This is a genomic window from Ignavibacteria bacterium (genome assembly GCA_025612375.1).
In the GTDB taxonomy this organism is placed as follows: domain Bacteria; phylum Bacteroidota; class Ignavibacteria; order Ignavibacteriales; family SURF-24; genus JAAXKN01.
This window is the reverse complement of sequence record JAAXKN010000050.1, coordinates 7,844-26,239: the sequence shown is the minus strand read 5'-3', so window position 1 is coordinate 26,239 and position 18,396 is coordinate 7,844. Positions and strand designations below refer to the sequence as shown.

Sequence of the window (18,396 nt, the reverse complement as noted above, 5' to 3'; positions counted from 1 at the left end):
TGCTCTTTTTTTATATCCTCTTACAACCTATTTTTAAACATAACTTCTATTCAGGGGCTATTCAGGGGCTATTCAGGAGCTATTCAGGGGCAAGTCAGCGGCTATTCAGGAGCTATTCAGGGGCTATTCAGGGGCTATTCAGGGGCTATTCAGGAGCTATTCAGGAGCTATTCAGGGGCAAGTCAGCGGCTATTCAGGAGCTATTCAGGAGCTATTCAGGTTTTGATAATTCAATTGTGGAGAGGTTAACAGATATAAATAGGGCTGCCGCGCTGGCGGCAGCCTTGTGGAAAAAATTACTTTAAGAGGACGAGCTTTCTGGTGAAGGTGTATTTGCCTGCTTCAAGACGGTAGAGGTAGATTCCGCTTGGGAGGCTTGAACCGTTAAATTTCACCGTGTGCGTGCCTGCAGTCTGATATCCGTTTACGAGTGATGCCACTTCAACGCCGATTGTATTGTAAACTTTCAGCGATACGTGAGAGTTTTCATTTAATCCGTAGCTTATTACGGCCTCGGGATTACAGGGATTCGGGTAGCTCTGCTCAAGATACATTGTTTGAGGAATTGTGGTTTTTGAATCATTGACATCGCTTGTTCCATACCCCGTCCACTGCACGTCATCGATGGACGCCTGGCCCGAGGATGCATCGATCTGCTGGAATTTTAATGTAAAAGGTCCTGCAACGTTAACAGTAATAGGACCTGAGGCAGCTTCAACTGACATCTGATTGTTTGTGGTAACAGTACCCACAAGCTGATCATTAACATAGACACCAAGATAAACATTTGTTGAAAAGGGCTGCATATACTTAAAATTCAGTACTCCACATCCGCCCTGAATAATGCCGGAGGTTACACTTGAGATCACCTTTGACCCCCTCTGAAATACAGGAAAAGGAGGAGTGAGAAGGGGGGCAGTTGGATTTTGATAACAGCCAACATATGACCATTGAGAGCCATCCTTTCCCTTAAAAGAGCCAGAAGTGTAACCCGAGCTGGTGGACGTTGGGAAATTTGCAAAGTCCTCAAACCCGCCTCCCTGCTGTGAGCCGTCGTTATCCAGAATTGATAATGTAAAAGTGGACGGGAGTTTAATTGAAGTGAAATTTCCGCCCTGAACGTTCTGGAGTTTCAGTGCAACAGTTTGTGTCCCTAAGACCACATTATCGTCTGTCAGATTTAAGGTTATTATCTGAGGGGCACTGCTGTTAGCCGGGAATGTAACAGTTTGAGTTTTAAAGCCTCCTATATAAGCAGCGCTGCCTGAAGAAACCGCCACTTCAACAGTAGTTGGGTTAACGGGGCTTGGATCAGAAATAGAAACACTGAGCTGATATGTGCCGCCTTCGTTAACGGTGGCTTTTTCAGAAGTAAAATAGACTGCTGTTGCCGAGGCACCGGCAGTTCTAGCATTAATTTTGGGGACTGTACCGCCAATCTTATAATTTATCTGGTTTCCTGTGCCGTTATATGAATACACCGTAAAATAATAGGTGGTTCCTGTTTTGAGTTTGCATATCTGGATTGAATCGCCAGCGGAGGCCGGGACGTTAAACACTCCCCAGCCGTCCAAGATATTACTGTCGTCGGTATAGACTGCCCCATCCATCGGGATAAAATAATTATCTTTTTCAAAGACCTGCACAAGGTAGCCTGAAGGTGCCTGAGCTCCATCTGCAGGTTTTATCCATTTGAGTGTTATGGAGCTATCCTTTGCATTTGCTGTAATGGCTGAGGGATAGTTTTCGGGTTCAGCAGCAAATGTTGGGTTAAGAGCTGTGAGGTCGTTAAAATTAATATAATTAACATATTCAGGGTGGTCTACAAAAGGATTTCTGTTCAGCTGAATGCTCTGGACATAGTTATTTCTTTCCACTTCCCATTTATCGGGGGGATCCTGCCGGTTCCATTCGAGGAGTGTATTCAGGTCCTCCGGAGCTTCCCCGGAATTCGGAAGTGTTACGCTGTTCAGGTGGTTAAATGTCCAGTCGCCCCTGACGCCGTTATATTTAAGAGACATATAAAGGAGTGCTCTAGCGGCATCACCCTTATGTGAGGCTCTGGGTTCCCAGATCTCCTTGCCCTGTGAATTTGCGTTTGTACCCAGTTTTCCTTCGAGGTACTGGTAGGTTGCATTTGTAACATTTCCAAGGGGGTGATTGCTTCTTATTCCATTAGCTTTATCCTGGTTAGCCGGAAAGAGGTGGTGCTGATCGGAATACTCGGGACCCGAATCATCCTTATTATTCAGGTAAGCGGGCATCCAGCTGTGGCACCAAGTGTGTTCGCGGCTGTAGGGAATCCAGGCAAAAGGAGGTGTATATACATAATTTTCGCCGCTGTAGACGCAGGTTATAACTTTCCTGCCGTTCGAGGTATCTCTGGAGACATAAGGTATCATGGTCGTTTTATAATCATCATAAGTCCACTTCTGATACGGGTTTCTTATGCAATTCTGAAGGTCCTGTATAAAAGTAGAGCTTGATGTTGATATCTTATCGTAGTAAGTGCCTGCCTGGGCGAATAAAGATGAAGAAAGCAGTACAAAAAACAATAAAAGTCTGGTGGTAAAAGTTTTTTTCAAATTACTCCCTTAGAACATTATAAATTAATAAGTTAACGTTGGGAGTAAACATACCATTTTTAATTTTTGAGGTCAAGGAGGAAAGTGCAAGGTTCGACGGAAGAACGTTGGACGGAAGAACGTTGGACGGAAGAACATTCTGAATTGCGTGGAATAAGTGCAAATATTTTTATAATTTCGGCAGCATAAATTGATTCTAATACTGATCTAAAATACAATACGGGAATGGTTCTTTTGAAAAATCCACGCTTACAGCTCCTGGTATCTTTTTTTACGCTTTTATTTCTGCCGGCGTTTTCAGGCCCTATATCTGCTCAAAACAGCAAGACTCAGGAAATTGACAAATTACTGACGGAATACTACAATTCCGGGAAACTCCAGGGCTCAGTGCTTATAGGGGATGACTCGGGTATTATCTATGAAAAAGGCTTCGGTTATGCCAATCTTGAGCTTGGTGTTCCGAACACACCGGACACAAAGTTCAGAATAGCATCCATTACAAAAACCTTCACTTCCCTTCTTGTAATGCAGCAGGTTGAGGAAGGAAGGGTTAAGCTGAATTCAAAGATTACGAGCTATATACCGGACTACCCTTCAAAAAACGGGAGCAGAATAACAATTCACAACCTGCTTTCACATACTTCTGGCATCGGGCATTACGATTATGTGCCGCACTTTTTCCAGTATTACAGCCTTATGCCTTATAAGCATACAGATTTTATTAAGCTTTTCTGGGACCGGCCTCTGCTTTCAGAGCCCGGTACAAAATATCTTTACTCAAGTTTCAACTATTATGTGCTTGGCGTGATGCTGGAGAAAGTGACCGGGGAAAGCTACGCGGAACTGGTAAAGAAAAGAATCTTTGACCGAATCGGCATGAAGAATACTGCCGTGGATAACCAGAGAAAACTTGAAAAGAACAGGGCAAGCGGATACGAGAAACCCGACGCAGGATACCAGAACGCCACATACCGCAACATGTCCACCGCACTTGCCACAGGAGACATTATTTCAACGGTGAAGGATCTTTATCTCTATGACAGGGCTTTATATACCGACAAGCTTCTTTCGTACAGGATGCGGGATCAGATGTTTACGCCGAACCTGGGCGGTTACGGTTACGGGTGGGAGAGCAAAAAACTTCAGCTGTCTGACGGGACTGCTTCGCGCGTTGTATCCCATATGGGGAACATATTCGGATTTCTTTCCATTATAACGCGTTACCTGGACAAGCACACTGTGATAATACTACTCTGCAATTCGGATAAGTCGGACGTTTACGGAATTACAGCTGCCCTGCAGAGCATAATTTTCAGCAAGCCGCAGATAGCAAAAAAGGAAACACCGACTCAGTAGCTGAATAAGACATATACGGATTAAATTGAATAAGGCCTCATTTCCTCGCGGAAATTGAGGTTTTTTTATTTTAATCCCGCCAGTCTGCCTACGCAGGACTAATTGACTTGCAGATCATCATTAAAATGCCTAACGTAGAAATAGATACCGGAAAGGAGAAGCTTTATAAAAATAAGTGATCCTAAAAAAACAAAGGAGAATTAAGATGAAAAGAATAAATCGTGTTCCAGAAGTTCTGTGGTCTGTTGTTGTAGTCTTGTTTATTAGCGTTGCTGTTTATGCACAGGATAGCACCAGGATGCAGTCGCCTTCGATACCTACACCGACTACAATACCATCGCCGAAAGAACCCTCTGCGTCCCCGCAAACGCAGTCGCCATCGCCAAGTGCACAGGACCTGTCCTTTAACTCTCAGGCCGCAAAGCTTGCAAATGATCTGATAAACCAGACCGGGCTGTCAACTGACAAGGCTCCGGACCTAGTTGAAATACTGAAAGACTACAGGAATGAACTGGCTGATGCAAGGTCAAAGTATTTTGAGAAGCATCCGAACGAGACAGCCGAGAACCAGGAAGCTACGGGAAGCAGCTCGGCTAACGTTAATATGAGTGGAATACTGGGGACCAACGTCGATAAGTATTATGTGGGTGCGAACTCTGATCTGATGTCGGATTATAAGGATGCCGATAAGAGTGCCGACAAGAAGATAAAGAAGGTGTTTGACAACGATGTGCAGACATCAAGGTATGAGCAGAACAAGCAGCAGTGGTGGGGTGATGTTAAGAAACAGGTTTTTGCGTCACTGAAGAAGAGCCCACAGAAGCTGAATGACATGCAGCATCAGGATGACATGCAGCATCAGGATGACATGCAGCATCAGAATGACACGACTAAATAAGCAGTAAATAACAAAAACCTGAGAAGCGTGAAATAACGTTTCTCAGGTTTTTTGTTTTAAAATCCGTATTTCACAATCAGCATGATATTTATTTTTTAATTGCGCTGATGGTTACAAGGGGAATTGTGAGAACCCACTCACCTTTTTTTTGACTGATGAGGTTCATTCTGGATTCTATTTCATTGAAGACTTTGTTTACCCTTTCCGGGGGTACAATTGCAAGCCAGCTGTCCATAAAGTTATTGCGTATGAATGGATAATCGAACATGGCTGTACCGTTGACGAACCTGTACCTGAAGGAATCGACCTCTGATCCGGCTACTTCGAAATTGTTAGCTGCAAAAAGGTCTTTTAATTCCTGAAGAGGCAGGCGTTTTTTGTGTATGTGTTCTTTTATATCAGGTATTTTTTCGGTCATATTGAAGTCCCCTAACACCTCCATAAAGATGCTGTAGAATTCAATCATTGTTTCGGGCAGGTTTACCGCTGCCACAAACTGCGCGCCCGGTTTTGCAATTCTTGAGCATTCGCTGAAGACTTTACTTATATCCTGAACGTTGTTAATTCCATTGTTGGATACTATTAAATCAACCGAGGAATTGGGAAGAGGAATATTTTCAGCGGCGCCCGTAATGAGTTCAATGTTTTCTATTCCAAGAATGCTGATTTTCTTTCGGGCCCTCTGCACGGCAGCTTCCCAGGGATCAATTCCGTACAGTTTTGCGGTTCTGCCTAACCTCTGGGCAATTTCTATTAGGGGGAAGCCCAGTCCGAAACCGATATCGAGGACGGTCATACCGGGTTTAATTTTAATTGCGTCCAGAAGCTTTAGTCCAAATGGAGCCGACCACAAAGGGAGTTCATCAATAATTGATACTGAATCGGGGTTGTTGAAGTCAAACTGAGAGGGTAAAAAGTTATGCATAAAGAAGCCTCCTTATTAAGAAAGAGGCATAGCTGATCTGCCTCTTATATTAAACATAAAGGTATTTATTTTTTGGAAGCGACAGAAGTATTGTTCTTAACGAATATTATGTCTTTACCAAGCTCTTTAAGTGAGTTATCCAGGTGAGCCATTATGCCATTATAATTTTTGGCCGGATGAACCACAGTTGAAATAACCTCACGCGCATTTATTACAATTTTGCCGCCATCAGTATTATACTTTATGCTGAAGTTAAGACCCAGGGGTGAAGTGCTGTTAAAATCTGAAAGCTTTGAATAAAGCCTGTAGCCTTCAGGGACCTGTATTTCATACTGCACATTAAAGCTGTACGGGGAATCGAAATAGATGTCGTTAAACCTCTGCGAGGTAAACAGTTTATCCCTGAATTCCGAGAGAACTATATTTCCTGTGTTGACTGTAAGGAATGAATCTATAACTTCGCTTTTGAACTGTGACTTGCCTGAAGCCTTTGCCAGAATTCTGCTCTCATCTGAATAGTTGTTAAGAAGAAGTATTTCGGGCTTAGGAACAGAGGCTGCAATTTTTTCTTTGAAAAATTCTTCAGCCCTGCCTTTGTTGTAGTCGTAAAGTTTATACCTCATGCGCTGGGCAAGTGAGCCGGTATATGAAAGCTCGAGTGAATCCGTCAAAACGGCATCGCCTGACAGTTTGAGCCTGTGAATTTCAGATGCCGCATTATTTTCGGGCTTATCTGTAAATGAATACAATTTATGAACGCACGGCAGATCAGAAACAACGGGCATGCTGAGGTTATTCAGATACCATGGGTTCTCCGGCACCGAAGGGAGCGAGCGGTCGAAGTCGTATAGCTTTTCCTTTCCATTTATTTCAACGAGTACTGCAATTCTATCGAACCATATCATGCTAGGAGCGTCGTTTTCATATTTGCCGTCCCTGCGGTCGCGTATAAGCACGGCTTTTGGTTTAAGGTCCCACTTTTCAAGTATTTTATACATGATGTAAGCGATATCGGTAGCATCGCCTTTTTTCTCTTCAAATACCTTATCAAGGTCGTCCATTCTGGGATAAACATAATTTTTCTTATTCAGCGCGAAATATTTTCTCATTGCTTTATAGAGGCTGTCGATTCTGTTGATATCGATATTTTCCTCATTTTTCTTAAATCCAAGCAGTTCAATTTCGCCGGAGCCGACAGATCCCTTATCGAGAATCTTATCGAAATATCTTTCGGTAATACTGTTCCAGTCGTTGTGGTCGCCGATATATTTATTATTCATATAGAAGCATGTCATCATTGAGCGGTCGGAGAAAGGGAGTGAAAACACTTCTGAGGGCATGGCGTTCAGGCTTCTGAGGCTCCAGAAGTAAGTTTCGCCGTCGCCGTAGTTCTGGCCGATCTGCTGGATTTTCGGCTGGCCTATTCTTTCGGCAGGATAGTTCTTAAATTCATATTCCTCTTTGGCCGGGAGGGTTATATAAACATTTGAGATTAGTGTTATATCCTCATCGTTATAGAAGAAAAGCCCTGCGCTGGAGGATGAGAACACATCCATCGCCTGGTATTCAATCTGCAGAAAGTCGCCCGCAGCAAGGTCGGGAACGTTGAACATTGCTTTTCTCATCAGGGGTTCGCCGTTTTTATCGCGGGAGGTAACAATGATCTTAACTTCGTCATCGGGCATTACGGAAACCCGGCCGTCGGGTTTCATAACTCTCACCTTAGCGGCAAAGCCGTTTTTAATTTCATCTCCGAAGGGTTCCAGGTATTCATATTCGAAGCTGCCGTATCTTTTAACCGCGGACTCATTAAGGAGCTTTACCATGAGGACCTTGGTAAAAATGGTATTTCTGGTAGGGATATCCACGCCGTAATAAAAGAACTCGCCGCCTGTTTCCTGGAAGCTCTGCTCTTTGAGTATAATAATGGCATCGGAGTTTGGAAATTTTTCCTTAGAAAGCTTTTCTAAAAGAGCCTTATCGGGAAGCGCCCTTGTAAAATCCTCCTGCGCGAAGAGGATGCATGGAATAAACAACGATAGAACGGTAAGGGATTTCAATAAATTCATTTTGCATTCCGGTTTGTTAGTTTGAATTTTTTATGTAAGTCTGAATATATGCCGTTGTATTTTTCAATGAAGTCCTTTCTGGCGGGCTCAGTAACGAAAGGGCCTATTGGGATCTGGTATGAATAGTTTAGTACAGCCGCAGCATTGCCCGAAGCTGCTTCTGTGTTCTGCATACCGGGAATCTGAAGCGCAAGGCTGATACGGTTAAACTTTGGGAAATAAAAGAGCTCATCATCTTTGTCTAATGTTCCATCGTAGAAGAGATCAGGGAATATTTTACAGAAACTGGTATAGCAGGCAGGAGCAATTCTGGTAAATGAATTAGGAAGTTTACCATTAAGGAAAACTTCAAAAGTGCCATCGTTACCTTTATTCCACTTCATTTCCGAAACCGATATATTGCGCGAGAGGTTTTCTTTGATCCAGTGCGTAATATAATCTTTCATATCCGTTCTGTTTAGGAAGATATCGGGAAAGAGGAAATCAATTGCATACTGTTTGGCGAATGAGAGTTTCAGTTCAGCCAGAAAGCCGTTGCCGTCTTCCTTTAGTTCGCCCGTTATGCTGAAAAGGTTCATTTCATTCTCAGCGATTTTTACGGGCCTGGAATTATCCTTTTCAATTACTAGTGCCGTCTGGTTGGCCAGGTCGAAAGTTGTAAGTCCTGCTTCGCTTATCCTGTTGGTGCCGTCGTACCAGTAATCTTTTCCTTTATAAAAATAATGGACGATAGCGTGATTAAACTGGCTGGCGGGGATATCGTAGAATTCGACTCCCCTTCCCCTGAAGCACAGGGCAAGGCTGGCATTGACGCCGGCGCATTTGGCAAGAGTGTAAATGATTGCAGAATAATCCTTACAGTCGCCGAACTTTCTTTTAAGTATTAAAGAGCAATCATTTGGAATAAACTCCCCTCCCTGAATATAGACCTGCTCATACCTTATATTTTTCTGGCAGTAGTTAAATATTGCGTCCATTTTTTCTTTAGGGTCTGTTAAGCCTCGGGTAAGGTCTTCAGCCAGGGCTTTAATTTCGTCATTGGGTTTAATCTTGTCACTGATGAGATCCAGGTACCAGTTGCCGAATTCCACCCATGAGCCTGCGGCATTTTCGCCAAGCCTGGAGAAAGAGGCAATTATTTCCGGCTCATTGTTCAGTTTCTCAAACGGGCTGCTGTAAGGTTTATTTTTATAATTTGTCCAGCGGAATGTATATGCAGTATTATTCTCTTTTTGGGAAACGGCGGGAGTTGTGCTGCCGTTTACGGACTTATATTGGAGCTTGTAACTATCCGGAACAATTATCTCCAGAACTACTTCATCAGCTTTCATTCCTGCCTCAGCCGGGCTGAAGGATAGGCCAAGAGACGGGAATCCCTCTTTTACGGAGTAAATGAACTCCACAAAGTCACCCTCCTGGTTTTTCTCACCAAGCGGGAGTGAGTAAGCGGTTCTTTCATGAATAACACCGTTTGAGCTGGAGTTGCCGGTAAGCAGGTCCCCTTTTCCATAGCTTTCAATTGCAGAGCCGTCTTTATCTATCAGTCTGGCATGGAAGGATTCCAGCTCGTCCATTGAGCCAAGGGTGACATTAAGTGACTGGGTTCTGTTTTTTATATCATCAGAGAGCTTAACTAATTTGTGAGTGGATTCTGAGATCCTGCCCTTCTGGCCGAGCGTGTACGTTCTTTTGAGGTAAACCGTATGGTTTTCGCCATAGGAAGGCACCTTAAAACTTTTAATGGTTTCATACTGAAGGAAATTACTGCTGCATCCGCATATGAGGAAAAGCGCCAGACAAGCTAAATAGTATTTTTTCATTCGTAAAAATGTGTATGAGTTAAAGAATTTATGAGATAACAGTTAACAGAATCAGCCAAAACATCTATAGAAACGATTCATGTTTCCAGGGTTCAATAAATCTTCTTTAAGCAAAACGGCGCAAGGTTCTTAGCTCACCGGGGCTTTTACCCAGCCGGGCAGGCAGAGTATAAATAAACAAAAAAACGCACCCCAATAATAACAGAAATATTTCTTTCTCTGAAGGGAAAAAATATTAAAATTAAAAATTAGCGGCGGGCATGGAAATATTTTTCCCAAAGTAAACTATTTTGCCAGTTTTTGCATTATTAATATATAACCAGAGTTGAACCTGAATCCTTTAATTTTATTCTGCATCAAACTTTTAGAGGCGGCAGGAACTTTTAAGATTCAGAGAAGGTCATACTGAAACAGCCTGTTTTAAGGATTCCGGGAAAGCATTAAAAACGGACAATGAGCTCTTCAGAAAGATATTTATGTTAAGAGTATATAAAAATTATTTAATAGTTGAAATTTTAAGGATGGTTCCCTCTTCACTTCCCTTTTTGATTAAAAAGGGGCTTTGCGGCCTGGGCTGCATTGAAACCGATACTGACTCACTTGAAGCAGTTGCCAAAAGGAAAGGTTTTTCAGACGAGGAAATAGATTCAATTGTAAAGGAAATTAACAGGCTGAGCCGGAATGGCGGATAAAAAATAATTTTTCTCTCAAAAACCCCAGATAATTGCCCCGGGATTCTAAAGGTCCCGGGGCTTTTTTATTACCTTAAATGGTTAATCGTCGTCATCGTCAGTTTTGTCTGTCCTGTAGTTAATAAATGCGCTTCTTACAGGAGCGGGCATTGGGGAATCTTCCCCTTTAACAGATTTCCAGACTATTTCATTCAGCTCGATATCGCCTGCAGCGTCTTCTTTGGAGAAATCCATACTATCGCTTCTCAGCTGTCCGAATGAGCCCTTCTTATTTTTTTCATTTATGTCGACATTGGCCTTCAGCGCCGTGTAAGGCGAGAGGTCGGCTATGGAGGTAAAGGAATTGTACATCGGGCGGGCCGCGGCGTCGTACTGCGACATTGGGGGGAGGCCCAGGATCAGTTCCATTGTTCTAATCATTGAGCTTGTGGAATACATCTCGTGATCCACAAATTTATGTTTTGTATAAGGGCTTATTACAAGGGCCTCCGTCCTGTGGGCATCGATGTGGTCGGGACCGTTCTGTGCGTCGTCCTCAATTATGAATATTGCGCATTCGTTCCAGTACCTGCTGTGTGAAATTCTTTCAACGAGCATTCCAACGGCCTGGTCGTTTTGTGCGGCGTAGGAAATTGGAGAAAGCCTGCTTGTGGATGTGCCCCAGGTGTGATCGTTAGGGAGCCTGAGGACCTGGAATTCAGGGAGGTTTCCGTTTTTCTCATATTCGTCAAACTCTTTCGTCCAATGCTTCACGCGTTCGAGGTCTGAATAGGCAAGATCCCATCCCCAGTAAAAAGGAGCCACGTGCCCTTCGAGCGATTTGATGGCGGCTTTGGATGAATCCTGGTCTGTTTTGCCGTTATGCACAAATTCGCCGTAAGAGCGGTAAGAGACGTTATTTCTAAGGCAGTTATCCCAGAAATATCCGTTTTCGGGGTATGCGATTGGGTAGCCGCCTTCGAACTCGTACTGCCCGCCGCGGCCGCCGTAGTAGTTGGGCCATGATTTTTCCACATAGTCGGTTGCATAAGCGCCCATAGTCCAGTTATGCCCGTCGGCGCTCACCTCGGCATCGGCGTAGAAGTTATCGAGCAGAACGAACTGCCGGGCAAGCGCGTGAAGGTTTGGGGTAACTTTTTCGGGGAAGAGGCAGAGGCTTTCGTCTCCGTTACCTTCCTTCATATCGCCGAAGACCTGGTCGTAGGTTCTGTTTTCTTTTACAATATAGAATATGTGTTTAATTTTTCCCGATTTTAGGCCGTCTTTTAGTGGGATGGGTCCATCCTGATTGGCATCTTTAAGATAATCGGGGCGGTTGGTAAAAGGAGAATTCTTATATACTGCCTGCGAGTAAGCTTTCATCTCTTCAGGCTTCGGGTCGTTTATAACAGAAAGAGTTCCTTTAAGGAGTGTTCCTATATACTGTTCACCTTCCTCCCTGAAGTAAGGGTTTGGCCCTTTGGGGTTAGCCAATGAGTGTCCCCCCTTGCCGTTTGCTACAATTATTGTATTGTCCGAAAGGATCTTTACGCTTGTGGGGTACCATCCGGTTGGAATAAAGCCAAGCGAGCGCGACCGGCCGGGATTTGAAATATCAAATACTGCAAGGGAGTTATTATCGGCATTGGCAATATAAAGTTTTTTGCCGTCGGGGCTAAGAGCCACGCCGTTCGGGGTTGATCCCGGAGGTGCATCGGGGGTGAGGCCGGAATTTATTTTTTCAATTTCCCTTCCCTTTTCGACGTCAATTATTGAAACAGAGTTAACGTTTGCGTTTGAGGTAAATAAATATTTGCCGTCTGGTGATTCAATCATGTCGTTGGGATGGCTGCCCGTGGGAATAGTCTTTTCAACTTTAAGTGTATTTTTATCCAGGAGCGCTATAGCCGCGCCTCCCCAGAGGGAGATATAGACGTAATTGCTTTTCTTTGAAGCAAGGCAGGTATAAGGCTTTGAAGGAAGACTTATTGTGGAGGTTACGCTTTTAGTTTTCATATCTATTACGTACAGCACTCCGGCAAAGCGGTCGGCAGCGTAAATGCGTCCCTGAGCCTCATCGATATCGAGTCCGGCAATCCAAGTTTTATCCTTAGGCCATTTTTGGGCAATAACGATTGAGTCGCTTTCGGTAAGTGTGCCGTTATTAAAATTATAGATATTTATTCTTCCGCTGGTGCCGGCGGAGGCGGCAAGTTTATTACCGTTGTCAAAAAATTTTATTCCGACCCAGAGGTTAGGCACATTAAGGGTCTGTACGGTTTCAGCTTTCTTAAGGTTAATTACGCTGAGAGTAGGTTTACTCTGTCCGTTATTTGTGGTTACGGCGTAATTTTCATCGGGGCTGATAGCCATATTAAGCGGGAGGTCGCCAATATCGGTCTGCCTGCCCGCGGGAGAAAGGTACCACCCGTTAGAAAGGAGGACACGGGTCTCAGATATGCTGCCGGGAGTTGTAATTTTTCCGGAGGAAGAGCATCCGGAGAGCATGATGCCGGCCAGTGCAGCAAGAGCAATAATATTATTTTTCATCTAAATTTATCCTTATGTAAGGTGTTTGTTTTCAGATATGTAAAAATAATAATATTCGGGTTAAATGGGGTGTGGGTAAGAAAATTATTGCAATTACGCATATGGGATTCCGTCCTCCGCGGAGGACGAGGGATGTCAGGAAATGGTTCCTGACATCCCCGGGAATAAAAAAGATTGTTATGGGCCGGCATTCCGGGGAGGGCCGGAACAGAGAAAAGCGGCCCTCCCCTTTGTGCTATTGTACTGTAACGGTGCCGTGCATAGTGGATGAGTGATAACGGCAATAGTAAGGGTATGTGCCTTTGGCACTAAATGTAAAGCTGTAGACGGCATTCGTATTCATGTTGCCGCTGTCGAATTTGTTATCGGGACTGCCGGGGGTGCCGCTTGTGACTGTATGTGCCATGCCATCCATGTTTGTCCATGTAACCACTGAGCCTGCCGGGACTGTTATTGCTGAAGGAGAAAATGACATGTTCTGGATTGTTACCTTATAAGTTCCCTTGCCTCCCGAGCCTCCTCCTGAATTTTTGCTGGTATCCGTGCCCCCTCCGGTAGTTCCTCCGGGGTAGCTGTTTGTGCCTGTATCATTTTTGCTGCAGCCTGCAAGCGCCACTAAAGCCAGGACTATCACCGCAAGCAGCACGCGGAATTTATTTTTGGTGAAATTATTTTTTATGAAATACATAATTTCTATTCTGCCTTTCTTATATTCTTAAATACATTTGCAACAATTCTGTCGCATCTGATAAGATTAAAGTTATAAATGTCTTTATAGTGATAATACTGGCTGAGACTTTCTCTTAAAATATTTTTTGCCCTGTTAAGCCTGACTTTGACGTTTGCTTCGGTTATGTTAAGGGATTTGCTGGTTTCGCTGACACTCATATCTTCAATCTCGCGCATTATAAATACCACCCTGTATTTTTCGGGCAGTTCATCTACAGCTTTTTCAAGTATATCTTTTAGCTCGTTATTAAGCGTACTATTATAAGGAGTCTCCATATTGTATGTCCCCACTTCCGGCGGATCATAAGAATTGTTAATTAAATCAGGGTCGAAGTAATTCTGGAAGCGTTTCTTTTTCTTGAGTCCCTGGAGGAGTTCATTTATGTAGATGCGGATAAGCCATGTGGAAAAGCTGGATCTTCCCTGGAAGTTATTAAGCTGTTCGTAGGCTTTAAGGTATGCCGACTGAATAGCGTCCTCAATTTCGTCATCGTCCCTGAGGTATGCATGCCCTATTCTGAAAAGCCTCTGGTTATACCTGCGCATAATTACCTCATAGAAGTTAATGTCGCCGCCGGTGACTTTTTTAACAATTTCCTCATCGCTGAGTAAGTGATTTGCCGCCAGAGTGTATGACTTTGTTTCCGTTACCATTGCTTATTCCTCTCTGTTCTTTCTTATTGGATTCCCGGGAGCGGGAAAGGTTACAAATCAGTTTTTGTAACCTTTTATTCCCTCAATTATCAAATAATTAGGAACAAAAAAAAGGGACAATAAATGATCACGGCAATCGTTCTTTTCGCAATAGGGGCCTTATTCGGGCTTCACGTTTTAACACATATATTAAAGACAGAGCCCTCGCCGAAGGCCTCGGTAATACTTCACGGGCTTTTTGCGGCTGCGGCGCTTGTTATCCTGATAGTTACAATAGCAAATGGCAGGGCTGCCGGCCTAACTATAGCAAGCCTGGTACTTTTTATAATAGCAGCCTTAGGCGGATTTATAATGTTTTACATGGATATGGGTAAAAAGCGTCTGCCTCCAAAGGCACTTGCAATAATTCATCCTTTACTGGCAGCCGCAGGTTTAGTAATATTAATAATATATACGTTTGGAAGATAAAAGGATTTAGATCAACAAAAAAACGGGTCTGGAATACCAGGAGGCTTCATATGGTTATCGGGAATAAAATGGCTTCTTTGCTACTGGGGTATTTTCTTATTTCGGTTTCACTTTATGCCACCGAGCATGACGTGGACAAAGCGAAGAAGAACCAGGTAAAGTTCACTTCTGACGCAAAAATTGAGACGTTTGACGGCACGACGGATAAGATTGACGGCTACATAGCCTGGGATGGAGACGACATATTAAATAAAAACCAGCTTTATTTTGAAGTTGACTTAAGGACGCTGGATACCGGAATAGGCCTCAGGAACCGTCACATGAAAGAGGAGTATCTTGAAACGGACAAGTATCCGATGACGAATTTCAAGGGAAAGCTTGTAAAGGCGGATAAGTCGAGCGACGGGAAGCTGAATGTTACGGCCGAAGGCAATATGTTCATTCACGGAGTTACGAAGCCGATAACGATAAAAGGGACTTTGATACCCTCTGATGGCGGGGGCTACAGGGTGCAGAGCAACTTTGAAGTAAAGCTTACGGATTACAACATACCGATTCCGCAGCTGATGTTTCTTAAGATCAGTGAAGTAATGAAGCTGAACCTGGATTTCTTTACGAAAAAGGTAAAATAAAGAAAATCTGGGGCTAAAGCCCAAATATTTTTTGCCCGTTCCCACGAGCTAAAGCTCGTGGCTATTCAGTGGCTATTCAGTGGCTATTCACCGTGAGCTATTCAGCCGTGAGATAGTCAGCCGTGAGATAGTCAGCCGTGAGATAGTCAATAAGCACATTATAAAAGAGAGAGAGATATTTCAGATCAGTATCTTCTTATATCAATCGTTTTTGCGAAGACTATATATTTGCCGTCAAATGAGAGTGAGGCTGTTATTAATTCTACTTTTCCCCCTAATTCCGTATATACCAGGTGCCTGTCTGTTCCATCGGAGTTAATTATGTAAATGTTATTTTTATCGTAGATGACGACCTTGCTCCCGTCGGGGGACAGGGAAAATTTCTGTCCTTCGCCAAGTAAGACCGTGCGCGAGTTATCAGCCAGATCAATGATCTTAATGTAATATTTATTATCCTCACGGACTGTGCACAATATCCTGTCTCCATCCATTACCTCAAAGTGTTCTCCAAAAAGAGGTATTGATTTATAGCTGATAAGTTCTGAATCAGTGCCTGTCCTTAAAGTATAAGAGCGCAGTGAATATATGTCTGAAGGCCAGTTCCATGCCCGCTGCAGATAGATAACCCGTGTATCGTTAAAAATGAAAGCCGGGCTTTTAACCACAGCGGAATCGGAAGATCTCCTTATGGTTAAAATATTATCGACAATGTTATTGTTTCCATACCTGTCGAGTACAGTGATGCCGAATCCATCCTGGCAGACAACTTTTGCCATGCTTTTTGAATAGCCGGCGCTGGCAACAGGAGTATGTGCCGTATTCAGGATTTGAGACAGACCCAGTGTACCGGGATCCAGTTCATATAAGCCATGATATACGGTAGGAAGAAGTATTTTGCTGTTGCCGGGTGAGAATGAAAAATTTTTAATATCCGAATAGTCGTCCTTCCACAATAAAGTCTGGTCGGATCCGTCGGGATTTATTACATTCAAGCCAAGAGTTGAACTTCGGCTGCTGAGGTATAGAATTTTATTTGTTGCGGACAGGAAAGCGCAAAGTCTGCCGCCATCAGCAATTTTGGCGGAAGATGAGCCGTCGGATTTTGCGACCCACAATTCATAATTAATCTCAATGGGGTCGTCCGCCTCGGGGCCGAAAATGTCCTCGACGCAGGAACTGAAAGTAAATGAGAACAATGCAAGAATAAGGACAGTTAAATACCGTTTTTTGTCTGGCCTCAGCTTCATGGATCTGCCGCAATAATTCTGAAAAAAGGGGTTTATTAATATATATGGTGACGAGGAGCGTTTTCGGAAAATTTTTTGAAAAAATAATTATTTTTTGAGGGAGGTGAGGTTGGCATACAAAGTCGGACAAGAGGTGTCGGGGAAATGGTTCCCGACACCACTGGAATGATTAATACCAGATCCTATTTGATCAAAAGCAGTTTTTTCGAATCCCTGAACTCCCCGGCCTGAATAGTATAGAGGTAAATGCCTGAAGGGAGTGCGGATGCATTGAACTGAAGGGAATGATTTCCTGCATCATTATATTCATTCAGAAGGGTTTTTACTTCTTTACCCAGCATGTCGTAAACTTTTAGTGTTACGACTCTGCCTTCGGGGATTGAATAGCTAATGGTAGTTGACGGGTTAAATGGATTGGGATAATTCTGCAGAAGCCTGAAGTCTGCGGCCTGTGCAGGATTATCTTTTACATCCATTGTGTATAAAGGCTGATCGGTCTTAAAAATAATACCGTCATCGCTAATCAGCCAGCCATGGGACTTATCCGGAAAAACAATATCGCGGTTCATTACATTTTCAACGCCGAGCTGGTATTCGTGGTAAGTGGCGCATGTATCTGTGCTGAAATAAAGTTTGGTCCCATCGGTAAACCAGACCTTAGCCGGGTCGCCCGGAATAAACTCTATGTCGTTGCCCCAGCCGGAAGAAGGCAGAGGCACGGACTGGAAGTTCTTTCCGCCGTCTTTAGTGCGGCAGACAGCGAGGTTACCTTTGGACACCATTCTGATATAAATGCCCAGATTATCGTCATAGAATTTAATAATCATGAGGCCAGTCTGCGGCTCAAGTTTAGTCCAGCTTTTGCCTCCGTCCAAAGTCTTATAGATATACTGGGGATTGATTCCGGATTCAAAGAAGTAGCCTGTTTTAAGGCTGGGGAAATCGAGTCTGCGCCACATGTCGCCGGAAGAGCTGCCAAAAGCAGCAGGGTTAACAGACGTCCAGGTATTTCCGCCATCGGAGGTATTCAGGAAGACCGCAGGCAGGTCCGACGAGCTGTTATCTCCCATAGCCACGCCGTTTTTCAGGTCGAACATTTTAATAAAGTTCAGCATGCAGCCGCTTTTGGTATTGTCGTAGTATTGGATTTTCCAGCTCTGGCCGCCGTCGGAAGTATAGTAAATTTCGCCTTTGGCTGTTGTGGCCCATATGTTGTCCTTTGCGGGCATGGACAGGTCGACAAAGCTACTGGAGGAAGAATTAAATATTTGTTTCCAGGTTTTTCCGCCGTCAGAGGTTAAATAGATGCTGCCCGGGTTAGCATTGACGGATATAACGGCATTATCGCCATCGAAGGCGTCTATGGAATTGGCCGTTGCCCATGCTGCGGGCAGGCCCGAGGGACTTTTGAGCTGCATCCACTGCGCCTGGCATACGGATGCGGATGAAACAAAGGCAATTAACAAAAGAAAAAGGGTAGACAGACGTGCCATAACTGCTTCTCCTCATTATATTCAGAATATTATTTCCAGAGACAAAACGGGCAGTGTTAAACTCAAAAAACAATGGCTCTTTATGTAAAAATAACTGTATTCTATAATGAGACAGGGACAGTGTAAAAAGGGAATGTTATTACAAAGTTAATATGTTAAATATAAAGTAGCAAGTTACTAATGAAGAAGCTGAGCAAAGCAGCAGGCAATAGACACGGCTCTCCGTGGAGAGCCGTGGGGATGCTGCAGTTTGTCTATAACATAAATTTTACAGACATGCTGAAAGCATCTTTGTTTAT

At 43.7% G+C, this 18,396-nt stretch carries 15 protein-coding genes; 6 read left to right on the top strand and 9 right to left on the bottom strand.

The genetic code is table 11. From position 1 onward, the window contains the following. Positions 1-305, top strand: a 305-nt coding sequence (locus tag HF312_19295) for a hypothetical protein (protein ID MCU7522369.1), incomplete at its 5' end; no start/stop codon positions are given. On the opposite strand, the gene HF312_19290 is transcribed toward HF312_19295, so the two are convergent. Then, positions 297-2,585, bottom strand: coding sequence for a T9SS type A sorting domain-containing protein (locus tag HF312_19290; GenBank protein ID MCU7522368.1), 2,289 nt, complete (start codon positions 2,583-2,585; stop codon positions 297-299). The two genes, HF312_19295 and HF312_19290, sit on opposite strands and share 9 nt — an antisense overlap. A 234-nt stretch (positions 2,586-2,819) precedes the next feature. Between HF312_19290 and HF312_19285 the strand changes: the two genes are divergently transcribed. After that, positions 2,820-3,941, top strand: coding sequence for a beta-lactamase family protein (locus HF312_19285; protein MCU7522367.1), 1,122 nt, complete (start codon positions 2,820-2,822; stop codon positions 3,939-3,941). 205 nt (positions 3,942-4,146) lie between these two features. Then, complete coding sequence (locus HF312_19280) at positions 4,147-4,839, top strand: hypothetical protein (protein ID MCU7522366.1); 693 nt, start codon at positions 4,147-4,149, stop codon at positions 4,837-4,839. 88 nt (positions 4,840-4,927) lie between these two features. Here HF312_19280 and HF312_19275 read toward each other — a convergent pair whose 3' ends face one another. The 3 genes from HF312_19275 to HF312_19265 form a co-directional block, all read right to left on the bottom strand. Further along, positions 4,928-5,764, bottom strand: a complete 837-nt coding sequence (locus tag HF312_19275; protein ID MCU7522365.1) for a methyltransferase domain-containing protein — start codon at positions 5,762-5,764, stop codon at positions 4,928-4,930. A 65-nt stretch (positions 5,765-5,829) separates the two neighbouring features. After that, entirely contained in the window at positions 5,830-7,833 is a 2,004-nt protein-coding gene (locus HF312_19270; GenBank protein ID MCU7522364.1) for a DUF3857 domain-containing protein, read from the bottom strand. Beyond that, entirely contained in the window at positions 7,830-9,653 is a 1,824-nt protein-coding gene (locus tag HF312_19265) for a transglutaminase domain-containing protein (protein ID MCU7522363.1), read from the bottom strand. The genes HF312_19270 and HF312_19265 overlap by 4 nt, the downstream gene beginning before the upstream one ends. A 476-nt stretch (positions 9,654-10,129) precedes the next feature. Here HF312_19265 and HF312_19260 point away from each other — a divergent pair, with 476 nt between their 5' ends. Continuing rightward, positions 10,130-10,345, top strand: coding sequence for a hypothetical protein (locus HF312_19260; protein ID MCU7522362.1), 216 nt, complete (start codon positions 10,130-10,132; stop codon positions 10,343-10,345). Positions 10,346-10,426: 81 nt separating this feature from the next. On the opposite strand, the gene HF312_19255 is transcribed toward HF312_19260, so the two are convergent. From HF312_19255 to HF312_19245, 3 genes are all read right to left on the bottom strand, one after another. Further along, positions 10,427-12,697, bottom strand: coding sequence for a bifunctional YncE family protein/alkaline phosphatase family protein (locus HF312_19255; protein ID MCU7522361.1), 2,271 nt, complete (start codon positions 12,695-12,697; stop codon positions 10,427-10,429). 412 nt (positions 12,698-13,109) lie between these two features. Further along, entirely contained in the window at positions 13,110-13,562 is a 453-nt protein-coding gene (locus HF312_19250; protein MCU7522360.1) for a hypothetical protein, read from the bottom strand. Positions 13,563-13,567: 5 nt separating this feature from the next. Beyond that, positions 13,568-14,257, bottom strand: a complete 690-nt coding sequence (locus HF312_19245) for an RNA polymerase sigma factor (protein ID MCU7522359.1) — start codon at positions 14,255-14,257, stop codon at positions 13,568-13,570. Between the two features lie 123 nt (positions 14,258-14,380). On the opposite strand from HF312_19245, the gene HF312_19240 reads away from it, so the two are divergent. Then, the gene (locus tag HF312_19240; protein MCU7522358.1) at positions 14,381-14,725 is read left to right on the top strand and encodes a hypothetical protein; all 345 of its coding nucleotides are present in this window, start codon (positions 14,381-14,383) and stop codon (positions 14,723-14,725) included. A gap of 50 nt (positions 14,726-14,775) precedes the next feature. Then, a complete protein-coding gene (locus HF312_19235) occupies positions 14,776-15,357 on the top strand; it encodes a YceI family protein (GenBank protein ID MCU7522357.1) in 582 nt (193 codons plus the stop codon). Positions 15,358-15,542: 185 nt separating this feature from the next. On the opposite strand, the gene HF312_19230 is transcribed toward HF312_19235, so the two are convergent. Then, positions 15,543-16,604, bottom strand: coding sequence for a hypothetical protein (locus HF312_19230; GenBank protein MCU7522356.1), 1,062 nt, complete (start codon positions 16,602-16,604; stop codon positions 15,543-15,545). Positions 16,605-16,786: 182 nt separating this feature from the next. Further along, the gene (locus HF312_19225; protein ID MCU7522355.1) at positions 16,787-18,097 is read right to left on the bottom strand and encodes a T9SS type A sorting domain-containing protein; all 1,311 of its coding nucleotides are present in this window, start codon (positions 18,095-18,097) and stop codon (positions 16,787-16,789) included. Positions 18,098-18,396 lie beyond the last annotated feature (299 nt).

Coding starts and splice junctions, on each gene's coding strand:
- HF312_19260 (MCU7522362.1), top strand. CDS start 10,130: ATGTTAAGAGTATATAAAAATTATTTAATAGTTGAAATTTTAAGGATG.
- HF312_19235 (MCU7522357.1), top strand. CDS start 14,776: ATGGTTATCGGGAATAAAATGGCTTCTTTGCTACTGGGGTATTTTCTT.
- HF312_19245 (MCU7522359.1), bottom strand. CDS start 14,257: ATGGTAACGGAAACAAAGTCATACACTCTGGCGGCAAATCACTTACTC.
- HF312_19230 (MCU7522356.1), bottom strand. CDS start 16,604: ATGAAGCTGAGGCCAGACAAAAAACGGTATTTAACTGTCCTTATTCTT.
- HF312_19275 (MCU7522365.1), bottom strand. CDS start 5,764: ATGCATAACTTTTTACCCTCTCAGTTTGACTTCAACAACCCCGATTCA.
- HF312_19255 (MCU7522361.1), bottom strand. CDS start 12,697: ATGGCTATCAGCCCCGATGAAAATTACGCCGTAACCACAAATAACGGA.
- HF312_19270 (MCU7522364.1), bottom strand. CDS start 7,833: ATGAATTTATTGAAATCCCTTACCGTTCTATCGTTGTTTATTCCATGC.
- HF312_19225 (MCU7522355.1), bottom strand. CDS start 18,097: ATGGCACGTCTGTCTACCCTTTTTCTTTTGTTAATTGCCTTTGTTTCA.
- HF312_19250 (MCU7522360.1), bottom strand. CDS start 13,562: ATGTATTTCATAAAAAATAATTTCACCAAAAATAAATTCCGCGTGCTG.
- HF312_19280 (MCU7522366.1), top strand. CDS start 4,147: ATGAAAAGAATAAATCGTGTTCCAGAAGTTCTGTGGTCTGTTGTTGTA.
- HF312_19265 (MCU7522363.1), bottom strand. CDS start 9,653: ATGAAAAAATACTATTTAGCTTGTCTGGCGCTTTTCCTCATATGCGGA.
- HF312_19240 (MCU7522358.1), top strand. CDS start 14,381: ATGATCACGGCAATCGTTCTTTTCGCAATAGGGGCCTTATTCGGGCTT.